The sequence below is a fragment of the Acidobacteriota bacterium genome (genome assembly GCA_034211275.1).
In the GTDB taxonomy this organism is placed as follows: domain Bacteria; phylum Acidobacteriota; class Thermoanaerobaculia; order Multivoradales; family JAHZIX01; genus JAGQSE01.
Window position 1 is genome coordinate 1 of sequence record JAXHTF010000230.1, and the last position, 10,010, is coordinate 10,010.

The 10,010-nt window shown below is 67.3% G+C and carries 10 protein-coding genes; 5 read left to right on the forward strand and 5 right to left on the reverse strand.

Going from position 1 to position 10,010, the window contains the following annotated elements:
- From SX243_22980 to gcvT, 3 genes are all read right to left on the reverse strand, one after another.
- The coding region (locus SX243_22980) for a hypothetical protein (GenBank protein MDY7095848.1) at positions 1 to 206 on the reverse strand (206 nt) is incomplete at its 3' end.
- Positions 199 to 585, reverse strand: coding sequence for a glycine cleavage system protein GcvH (gcvH, locus tag SX243_22985; GenBank protein ID MDY7095849.1), 387 nt, complete (start codon positions 583 to 585; stop codon positions 199 to 201). The genes SX243_22980 and gcvH, both read right to left, overlap by 8 nt.
- Positions 586 to 690: 105 nt before the next feature.
- Positions 691 to 1,803 (reverse strand): glycine cleavage system aminomethyltransferase GcvT, encoded by a 1,113-nt coding sequence (gene gcvT / locus SX243_22990; GenBank protein MDY7095850.1) that lies wholly within the window; start codon positions 1,801 to 1,803, stop codon positions 691 to 693.
- A 327-nt stretch (positions 1,804 to 2,130) separates the two neighbouring features.
- On the opposite strand from gcvT, the gene SX243_22995 reads away from it, so the two are divergent.
- Entirely contained in the window at positions 2,131 to 2,724 is a 594-nt protein-coding gene (locus tag SX243_22995) for a periplasmic heavy metal sensor (protein ID MDY7095851.1), read from the forward strand.
- A 146-nt stretch (positions 2,725 to 2,870) separates the two neighbouring features.
- Positions 2,871 to 4,028 carry a serine hydrolase domain-containing protein gene (locus tag SX243_23000; protein MDY7095852.1) on the forward strand — a complete coding sequence of 386 codons (1,158 nt, stop codon included), beginning with the start codon at positions 2,871 to 2,873 and terminating at the stop codon, positions 4,026 to 4,028.
- Positions 4,029 to 4,136: 108 nt separating this feature from the next.
- Here the strand turns inward: SX243_23000 and SX243_23005 are convergent, their stop codons facing one another.
- Complete coding sequence (locus SX243_23005) at positions 4,137 to 5,831, reverse strand: VCBS repeat-containing protein (protein ID MDY7095853.1); 1,695 nt, start codon at positions 5,829 to 5,831, stop codon at positions 4,137 to 4,139.
- Between the two features lie 304 nt (positions 5,832 to 6,135).
- Here SX243_23005 and SX243_23010 point away from each other — a divergent pair, with 304 nt between their 5' ends.
- From SX243_23010 to SX243_23020, 3 genes are all read left to right on the forward strand, one after another.
- On the forward strand, positions 6,136 to 7,740 hold the full coding sequence (locus SX243_23010) for a choice-of-anchor I family protein (protein MDY7095854.1): 1,605 nt from the start codon (positions 6,136 to 6,138) through the stop codon (positions 7,738 to 7,740).
- A gap of 246 nt (positions 7,741 to 7,986) precedes the next feature.
- Entirely contained in the window at positions 7,987 to 8,685 is a 699-nt protein-coding gene (locus SX243_23015) for an SDR family oxidoreductase (GenBank protein MDY7095855.1), read from the forward strand.
- A gap of 263 nt (positions 8,686 to 8,948) precedes the next feature.
- Complete coding sequence (locus SX243_23020) at positions 8,949 to 9,464, forward strand: GNAT family N-acetyltransferase (GenBank protein MDY7095856.1); 516 nt, start codon at positions 8,949 to 8,951, stop codon at positions 9,462 to 9,464.
- 16 nt (positions 9,465 to 9,480) lie between these two features.
- Here SX243_23020 and SX243_23025 read toward each other — a convergent pair.
- On the reverse strand, positions 9,481 to 10,010 hold a 530-nt coding region (locus SX243_23025; protein ID MDY7095857.1), incomplete at its 5' end, for a hypothetical protein.

Below are 10,010 nucleotides of genomic sequence, written 5' to 3' on the forward strand. Positions count from 1 at the left end.
CGGAACAATCCGCGCAGCTCTTGGTCCGACAGCGGTCCGGCGACATCGAGAGCCTCGGCGAGGCGGATCTGCTCGGGCAGGGCGGCGAAGAGATCGTCGACGGATTGAACGCCGATGCGCTCGAGCATCTCCTGACGATCCTGGGCACCGGTGGGCAAATACCGATGCGATTTCGCCGGCTTGGCTTCGGAGGAAGTCTTAGTCATCACCACCGCTCGCGTACTCGTTGTATTGGTCCGCGTTCATCAAGCCTTCGAGGTCCGACGGAGAGCTCAGCTTGATCCGCACCAGCCAGCCGTCGCCGTGGGGATCGTCGTTGAGCTTCGAGGGATCGTCGACGACGGATTCATTGACCTCGGCGATCTCTCCAGCCACCGGCGTGTAAACCTCGGCCACCGCCTTGACGGACTCGATGGTACCGATCTCGTCCTGCGCTTCGAAGGACTGTCCCACCTCGGGCAATTCGGCGAAGACCACGTCCCCCAACTCGTGCTGAGCGAACTCGGTGATGCCCAGGGTGCAGTGGTCGTCCTCGACCCGCACCCACTCGTGCTCCTTGGTGTACAGGAAGTCTTTCGGATACATGCTCAGATCCTCTCTCGGTGTCGTTGAACCTCACCGGCGTCGCCGCCGGCGGTAGAGAAACTCCAGTTCTCGCCCTTACGGAATCCGCCCATCATCAACCGCCGATCACTTGTCTCGGCGGTAGAAGGGAGTCTCCCGAACTTCCGCCGGGATCTCCCGTCCCCGAACCTCCAGGGTCAGGGCGGTGCCCGGCTCCGCCAGCTCCACGGGAACGTAAGCCAGTCCCAGGGCCTGTTTGAAGGTCGGGCTGAAGGTCCCGCTAGTGACCTTGCCCACCGTCTCGCCGCCGTGCACCACTCCGTGGCCTTCCCGGGCGATGCCACGGCCGGTGACCACGAAGCCCACCAGCTTGCGCTCGATGCCCTTCTCCTGCTGCGCCACCAGGGCGTCGCGGCCGATGAAATCGCCGGCCTTGAGCTTGACGGTCCAGTCGAGGCCCGCCTCCCAGGGAGTGGTGGTGTTGTCGATCTCGTGGCCGTAGAGGGCCATGGCCGCCTCCAGCCGCAGGCTGTCTCGGGCGCCCAGGCCGGCGGGCTGCAGACCGCGGTCCGCCCCCGCCGCGAGCAGTGCCCGCCACACTTGAGCGGCGTGCTCCGGCGCCAGATAGAGCTCGAAGCCGTCCTCGCCGGTGTAGCCGGTGCGGGACAGGATCGCCGGTACTCCGTCGACCTCGCCGTGGGCGAAGCGATAGTAGCGAATGGCCTCCAGATCCGACTCCGTGAGCTGGCTCAGGATCTCCACCGCCCGCGGCCCCTGGAGGGCCAACAAGGCGTAGTCGTCGGAGACATTGCGCGCCGTGACCTCGCCGCTGAAGGCCTCGGCGTGACTGTGGATCCAGGCAAAGTCGCCGTCGACGTTGGCGGCGTTGACCACCACCAGGAAGTCATCGTCGGCGAGACGATAGATCAACAGGTCGTCGATGTAGGTGCCTTCCTCGGTGAGCAGCGCGCTGTAGTGCGCCCGCCCGACCTTGAGCTTGGCCACGTTGTTGGGCGTCAGATATTGCAGGAAGGCCTCGGCGTCGGGCCCCTGGATCCGCACCTCCCCCATGTGGGAGACGTCGAAGAGACCGGCGGCGGTGCGCACGGCCTCGTGCTCGGCCATCAGGCCGGCGTACTGCACCGGCATTTCCCAGCCGGCAAAGCCCACCATGCGGGCACCGGCTTCCAGGTGACAATCGTAGAGTGCAGTGCGGCGTAATTCCCCGCGGTTGGTCATCGTCGCAGGCCTCTCGAAAAAGCTTGGGTGAAGGGTGAACGTATCACAGCCGGAGGCATCCGAATGGCACCCTCGGGAGGCGTCGGCAAATCTCCAGCGCTCCCAATCTACCACCGCTGGCGCCACCTCGAAACCCCGTCCCGTTCCTCCTCCGCCGGTGGCCCCGGCGAGAGATCGGGGGCTCTCCGGAAAAAGACCCGGGAGAAGGCGCAAGAAACTCCATCCTCGGGGGTTTCTCCATCAGACGGCCGGGGCGAGCCCCATTCGCTCTCCCCGCGCCGGCGCGAAACTTCGACTCATCCCACTGACTCAGGAGGACCTTCATCCATGAGCCCCAACCCCACTCCCCGCCGCAACAACGCTCTCTCTCTGGCCCGCACGCCGTGGGTGGTCGGTGTCTTGGCGCTGCTGCTCGTCGCCGGCGCTCTGGCGCTGCCGCTGTCGACCCAGGCGCAACCTCCGTTCCAGAACCCCAACGCGGCGGGCCCCGGCGCCGGTCTCGACCAGGCCAGCGAAGGCTTCACCGGTGAGCTGCTGGTGCGCGCCGCGGCCCGCTTCCTGGAGCTCACCGAGGACCAGCAAGAACAAACCGTCGCGCTGCTCATGACCGCCCGGGACGCGGCCCAGCCGCTGGTGGAAGAGCAGCGGGGGCTGCGCATGGAGCTGCGGGATCTGCTCTCCAGCGATAACCCCGACGCCACCGCGGTGGGCACCCTGGTGCTCGATCTGCAATCCGGCCGGCAGGACCTGGGCGCCATCAAGGACACCTTCGAGAGCGACTTCCGGGCCTTGCTGACGGAGGAGCAGATCGTCCGCCTGGACGCCTTCCAGGCGGCGCGGCGCTTCCTCACCGTGCTGTCCAAGGGTGGGCGCCGGGGAGCCGGCGGCGACGGCGGCGGAGGTCCCGAAGCGGACTTCTAAGCGCCGAGGCCTGCCCGCACCCATCGTCGATGGACAGGGGCTGCCTTCATCCTCGCGGGTGATTCAGACAATCACCTCCGACTGCTAAACTCGGCCCGTACTTTCCAGTGCGGGTCGTTTTTTCGTTCCAAGAGGAGACCATCACCATGGTTGGCCGCCTGTTCGCCTACTCCAAGTCGCTCGTTCTCGCCTCGTTGGTACTGATGCTGACGCCGTTGCCGGTCCACGCTCAGGAGCCGGCGGCACCGCCCGCGGTAGAGCCTCAGGGCGAGGAGCCGGCGGACATCGTGCAGCCGGCCTTCCGGGATCTCGACCAGGCCGTCGCCGACGACCTCGGCCGCAACGACCTGCCTCAGGACGCCGCCCTCTGGCTGGGCACCGCCGACCAGGTGCTGATGGAGCGGTACTACGGCCGCTACGACCGCGACACCGTCGTCCCCCTGAGCTCCGCTTCCCAATGGCTGGCCGCCGCCACCTTGCTCAGCTTGGTGGATGCGGAGCGGCTCTCCCTGGACGATCCGCTGATCCAATTCTTCCCTCAGGTGGGGGACGACAAAATCGCCATCACCGTTCGTCAGCTGCTCTCCCATACCTCCGGCCTGGTGGCCTATCACCCCTGCGTGGCGGAGCACGACCTGAGCTTGGCGGCCTGCGCCGAAGAGATCCTCGACGAGCCGGCGGTGGCCCCGCCGGGCACCCAGGTACGCTACGGCGCCGCCGCCTTCCAGGTCGCCGGCCGCGTCGCCGAGATCGCCGCCGGGCCGTCCTGGAATGAGATCTTCCGCAGTGCCCTGGCCCTGCCTCTGGGCCTCGAGGCCACCGGCTGGCCGGAAGGCCCCAACCCCACCATCGCCACCGGCGCCAGCGGCAACGCCGCGGACTACGGCCGTTTCCTCACCATGCTCCTCAACCGCGGCCAAGGGCCCGAAGGGGCGGTGCTCTCCGAGGACTCGGTGGCTGAGCTATTCAGCGACCAGACAGCCTCGGCAGAGGACGTCTTCGCTCCCTGGGCTCCGAGCGGTGATTCGGAGGAGGACGACTCCGCTGGCGGCAGCTTCGGTCTGGGCGTGTGGCTGGAGCAGATCCCGGCGGAAGAGGGCGAGGAATCGCCGGGCCTGCGGGCCTCCTGCCCCGCCATCCTGGGCTTCGCTCCGTGGATCGAGCCCGGCCGCGGCGTCGCCGGCGCGCTGATGATCCTCCAGCGCCGCAGCACCGTAGCGCCGCTGGTCAGCGACATCCAGGCGCGCACCGCCGCCGCCCTGGCTCCCGAGGATCTTGCTCCGGAAGCCGGCGAAGCACCCTAGCAGCGGGGGAAAGAGCCGCAGGGTGCTCCACCGGCGCCGAAGACTCTCGATTCATCGTGGCGGCAAGGCCCTCGAGGAGAGCCACCGCGGTCACGAAAGGCCGGTGCGTTACGGTGGACCGACGATCCAGCCCTGGGTATCTCCGGTCTCGAAGGAGCTGCTGAAGATCTCCTCGGCAGCCTCGACGGTGAAGTTGCCGCCCGCCGGAGCGCTGTCGCTGAAGGAGCTGTCCACAGCCCTCACGGTCCAGCTGTAGGTCCCCGGCAACAAGCCGTTGAGAGGCCAGCGGGTCGCCGCACTGACTCCTCCCGGCTCCGGTAGCCGTTCGGCGCTGGCGCCCCCACCCCCGACCCGGCGCACCTCCAGGTCGTAGGTGATGGCCAGGGCAGGCGTCGAATCGTCCGTCGCGCCGGTCCACTCCACCATGGCTCCACCGACACGGGTCGTCGCCGTCAGTCCCGCCGGGGGCGCCGGAGCCGCGTTGGCGGCGGTCACGTCGTTGCGGTAGAGGTGCATGCGCGCCTCTACCAACCCGTTGCCGGCGGGAACGTAGTAGGCGCCCGCTACCAGGTAGTCCAGGTCCTCGTCACCGTCGATGTCGAGCCAGGTGAACGCGCCTCCCCGGCCCACCGAGCCGATGGGCGCCGGCAGCTCCACGCCCACATCCGACAGCACCCCACCGTTGTTGGCATAGACGGTGGAGCGACCCTCGATCTCCTGGGGACCGATGTAGCTGCCGGTGGCGAGAAGATCGACATCCCCGTCGGAATCGTAGTCCGCCCAGGTGGCGGCATGGATGTCCAACCAGCCGCCGTCGGGACCGCCGGGAATGTCCATGGGGGTCAAGACTCCGGCATCGGAACGATAGACCCGCAGCACCGTCCGGAAGGTGCCGTCGGCCTCCTCGATGGTGCCGGCGACCAGAACGTCGTGGTCTCCATCAGCGTCGTAATCTCCCCAATCGGCGAGGCCATACTCGACGCGAATGGGCAGCAGATCCGTCCCCGTGAAAGAACCTGCAGCGTTCTCATAGCGCCGTACGAAGCCTTCCCCGAAGAACGGATCCACGTCCACGAGGAGCAAGTCCAGATCCCCGTCCCCATCGTCGTCGGCCCAGGCGCTCTGGGCGTTGAAGGTGGCGGCGAAGCCCGCCGCCGCATCGTTGAAGACCCAACCTCCGGCACCGTCCGGGCCGTCGTTGCGCATCAGCACGGTGGAGTACTCGCCAGCGAAATCATCGAAGGCTGAAGGGATCAGCAGATCCAGGTCCCCGTCATTGTCGGCATCCGCCCAGGTCAGCGACCGGAGATCGTAGGAACCGTCATAGTCCGAATCCTCGAAGTACCCCGGGAAGAGGTTGGGCAGAGCGGTGAGAGAGCCCCCATCGTTGCGGTAGAGCACCGTGAGCCCCTCCGAGCCCACCGCCAGATCGTGATCTCCGTCGCCGTCGTAGTCGCCCCACGCCAGATCCGACCCGCCGGCGAAGACATCTCCCAGCGGAACCTGCTGCGGGGCGAATGTCCACGCCCCCGTCGCGCCGGGCCCCTGATTGAGCAGGAGCACGAGGCGGTCCTCGGCGCTCTGGTTGTAGACGACGTAGAAACCCAAGACCGCGAGATCCAGATCTCCGTCGCCATCGACGTCCGCCGGCGCCACCGCGTTGACCCAGAAGTCTTCGCTCGCCGGGTTCGAGAAATATGGGTCGGCAGCCGGAGTCACCTCGAAGAACGATGGCTGAGCCACCGCCGGAGGCAGCGCCGTGAAGCCGAGCAGGATCAAAACCAACCAGAGTCTGAAGCTCATCTGTCACCTCCTGAAGATTGGCAGGAGGAAGAATCGGCGGAGGAAAGTCTTCGAGCCCGTTATCGATGGTTGCCACCGCCAACTCTTCGCGCCCTGCAACGACAAGCTACCGAGCCCAAGATGACCAGAAGATGACAAAGCGACGAGCTCCGTCGTCCCAGCTCCCAGCGCTCCATCAGACCCAAGCCCCGCCAAGGCCGTGACAGCCTCGCCACACCAGCGTCGTCGCCCCGCAGCAGATCGCCGCTAGCTTTCCTGCGTTCCCGACCCCTCGGGCCACTTCCAACCAACGCAGGAGAAATCGATGACTCCCATCGCCCGCTATGCCGCCAATCTAGGGACCAGCCTAGGTGTCTTCATGCTGGCCGGCCTGACCGCTTGTGTCTTCACCGCCTCCACCGACGCCATCGAGCTGCGCCCCATCGGTCAATACGACACCGGCCGCTTCGACGAGAGCGCCGCCGAGATCGTCGCCTACGATGCCGCCACCGAACGGCTCTTCCTGATCAACGGTGAGCGCCCCGTTCTCGACGTGCTCGACATCGCCCAGCCCTGGAATCCGGTGCTCGCCTTCACCATCGACCTCTCCGCCCTCGGTGCCGGCGCCAACAGCGTCGCCGTGCAGGATGGCGTGGTGGCGGTGGCCGTGGAGCCGGACAACTCCCAGGCCGCCGGCCGGGTGGCCTTCTTCGACACCGACGGCGAGCTGCTGAGCTCGGTGACCGTGGGCGCGCTGCCGGACATGGTCACCTTCACCCCCGACGGCACCAAGGTGCTGGTAGCCAACGAGGGCGAGCCAGCGGACTATTGCGAGGCCGGCCTGGCGGCGGATCCGGAAGGCTCGGTGAGCATCATCGACCTCTCCGGCGGCGTCGCCAATCTCACCGACGCGGCGGTCACCACCGCCGGCTTCCAGGCCTTCAACACCGGCGCCCCGGACGGCGTGCGCATCTTCGGCCCCGACGCGTCCGTAGCCCAGGATCTCGAGCCCGAGTACATCGCCGTCTCCGGGGACTCCACCACCGCTTGGATCTCGCTGCAGGAGAACAACGCCCTGGCGGTCCTCGACATCGCCACTGCCACCATCACCGACCTGCTGCCCCTGGGCACCAAGGACCACTCCTTGCCGGAGAACGCCTTCGACGCCAGCAATCGCGACGGCCTGCGGCGCATCGTGCCCTGGCCCACCCAGGGCATGTACCAGCCCGACGCCATCGCCGGCCTGACCTCCGGCGGGGAGACCTACATCCTCACCGCCAACGAGGGCGACGCCCGGGACTACGACTGCTTCAGCGAAGAGATCCGCGGCGACGACCTGGACCTCGATCCCGCCGTCTTCCCCGACGCCGCCACCCTCCTCCAGGACGAGAACCTCGGCCGCCTGCGCACCACCAGCGCCAGCGGCGACGCTGACGGCGACGGCCTCCACGAGACCTTCTTCTCCTACGGTGCCCGCTCCTTCTCCGTGTGGAGCGCCGACGGTGAGCTGGTGTGGGACAGCGGCCGCGACTTCGAGCTGATCACCGCCGCCCGGGTGCCCCAGCACTTCAACTCCAACGGCCCCGGCGAAGAGGCGGACTCCCGCAGCGACGACAAAGGCCCCGAACCCGAGGGCATCACCCTCGGCTTCTTCCGCGGCCGCACCTACGCCTTCATCGGCCTCGAGCGCACCGGCGGCATCATGGTCTACGACCTCACCGAGCCCCAGCGCCCCTCCTTCGTCCAATACGTCACCAACCTGAAGGCCGACGGCACACCGATGGTCGGCAGCGTGGTGGACCAAGCGCCAGAAGGCCTTCTCTTCATCCCCAAGGCCCAAAGCCCCATCTCCCGGGCCCTGCTGGTGGTGGCCCACGAGGTCAGCGGCACCATCACCCTCTTCTCGGTGCTGCCCTCCACCAGCCCCTGACGGTCCCTCCGTCCCACTGCCCGCGTCCCCACCCCACCGCCCTCGGGTCCTAGCCCCGGGGGCGGTGGCGGCCTCAGGCCCGCCCAATCTCCTGAGCTAGACTCTTCCGCAGTGTGTCCCTGAAGGTGTTCACCGACGTGAGGACCCACTTGTTGGTTCTCCGCCAAAAGGGGGGACCCAAGTGTTGATCTACTCACAGACCTACCCTAGTCGCGAAACCGCCAGGAGCCGGCGGAGAGGAGCACCATGCGCAAAGTCTTGATCACCGGAGCCAACCGCGGCCTAGGACTGGAGATGGCCCGCCAATGCCTGGAGCAGGGCGATCGGGGCTTCGCCGCCTGCCGTAATCCTCAAGATGCCGCCGAGCTCCTCGAGCTCCAGCGTCACCATGGAGACGGGCTGACTCTCGTCGAGGTGGAGCTCGCCGACGACGCCTCCATCCGGCAAGCCCTCGAGACCGTCGGCCAGCACACCGATGGTCTCGACCTTCTGCTCAACAACGCCGGCGTCATGCCTCTCCACGAGACACCGGAGACCCTCGACGGCGCCACCCTCGATGAGACCTTCCACATCAACTGCACCGCCCCCATGCTGGTGGTACGGGAAGCCCTCCCCTTGCTCCGCCGCGGCACCCAGCCCAAGGTGCTCAACATCTCCTCCTCCCTCGGATCCCTGACGAATAAGACTACCGGCGGCCTCTATGCCTACTGCGCCTCCAAGGCCGCCCTCAACATGCTCAGCCGAACCCTGGCCCACGACCTCCACCGCCACGGCATCACCGTCGTCGCCATCCATCCCGGCTGGGTCCAGACCGACATGGGTGGCCCCCGCGCACCCCTCGAGGCCCCCGAAGCCGTCCGCGGCATCCTGCAAGTCGCCGCCACCGTCAGCCTCCAGCAGAGCGGCCAGTTCCTCACCTGGGAGGGCGAAGAGCACCCTTGGTAAGCGCATTTCCGCAGGGGGGACCCACTTGTTGGTCGCTTGTTGGTTGTCTGCCCAGAGGGGGGTACCCAAGTGTTGGTTTTCGGCGCCCAAAGGGGTACCCAAGTGTTGGTTTTCGACAAATCTTGGAGGTGGGACCCAAGTGTTGATCCCGTCGATGGGCCACCTCGGGCCGTCGTAAACCCCCATGAACAAAGGATTCCTACAGGTGGCACCCAAGTGTTGGTCCGAATGTTGATCCGCCGGTTCCCACAGGGGGTACCCAAGTGTTGATCCGCCGCCTCACCCCCGCCGACGTAGCCGAGTACCGTGCCCTGATGCTGCAGGCCTACGCCCACGAGCCCGAGGCTTTCATCGCCACGGTGGCGGAGCGCGAGCCGCTGCCGATGGATTGGTGGCTGCCGCGGGTCGCCGAGGGACCCGATGCTCCTCAGAGGGTCTTCGGTGCGTTCCTCGAGGGAGAATTAGCCGGAGTCGCGGGCCTGCGTTTCGAGCAGCGTCCCCGCACCCGCCACAAGGCCAGACTCTATGGGATGGCCGTCCTGCCGGCCTTTCGGGGCCGGGGCGTGGCCCGAGCGCTGGTCCAGGCGGTGTTGGAGGAAGCTCGAAGCCATCCCGAAACCCGCCTCGTCCAGCTCACCGTCACCGAAGCCAACACCCCCGCCCGGCGCCTCTACACATCCTGCGGATTCCGGCCCTTCGGCACCGAGCCCATGGCCCTGCGGATCGGCGAGCGCTTTCTCGCCAAGATCCACATGTGGTGCCCGGTAGACGAGACTTAGGGCCGCGGCCTACTGATCAAGGCGACACGAAGCGCGTCCAGCCGGTGAAGTCGCCGCTTTCGAATCCGTCGACGAAGATCACGTTGCCGGCGTCGGGCTGGCCGAAGAAGGCGTCGTCGACGTTGACCACGAAGGTGTCGGCGGTATCCCGGTCCACCACCCAGGTGACCAGCGCCGACAGGGCGCCGGCGGGGATCTCCACGGCGTCGTTGACGATGGGCAGCCAAAGGCCCACGGTATCCCCCACCTGCACCGACGTCACCACCTCTCCGAAGCCGCCGCAGGGCGGTAGCGGGGGCTCGCCGCAGCCCGGGAAGGCGGAGCAGTTGGTGTTGGCGAAGAAGAGGGTGGACCCGAAGACCATGGGCGCCGTCAGATCCGGCACCGTCGGCGGATCCGGGCTCGCCACCCGCACCCGAGCGGCGAGGGTGAAGGGATTCTCGTCCTCCGCCACCTCGACGCATTGGGAGATGGAGAAGAAGTCCTCCAGGGTGACCCGTTGGAGCCGCGCCGAGCCGGAGGAGAAAGCCCCTCCCGCATCGCCGC

What these genes read in the sequence shown, in the direction of transcription:
- gcvH (MDY7095849.1), bottom strand. Translation starts at nt 585, where the DNA reads ATGTATCCGAAAGACTTCCTGTACACCAAGGAGCACGAGTGGGTGCGG.
- gcvT (MDY7095850.1), bottom strand. Translation starts at nt 1,803, where the DNA reads ATGACCAACCGCGGGGAATTACGCCGCACTGCACTCTACGATTGTCAC.
- SX243_22995 (MDY7095851.1), top strand. Translation starts at nt 2,131, where the DNA reads ATGAGCCCCAACCCCACTCCCCGCCGCAACAACGCTCTCTCTCTGGCC.
- SX243_23000 (MDY7095852.1), top strand. Translation starts at nt 2,871, where the DNA reads ATGGTTGGCCGCCTGTTCGCCTACTCCAAGTCGCTCGTTCTCGCCTCG.
- SX243_23005 (MDY7095853.1), bottom strand. Translation starts at nt 5,831, where the DNA reads ATGAGCTTCAGACTCTGGTTGGTTTTGATCCTGCTCGGCTTCACGGCG.
- SX243_23010 (MDY7095854.1), top strand. Translation starts at nt 6,136, where the DNA reads ATGACTCCCATCGCCCGCTATGCCGCCAATCTAGGGACCAGCCTAGGT.
- SX243_23015 (MDY7095855.1), top strand. Translation starts at nt 7,987, where the DNA reads ATGCGCAAAGTCTTGATCACCGGAGCCAACCGCGGCCTAGGACTGGAG.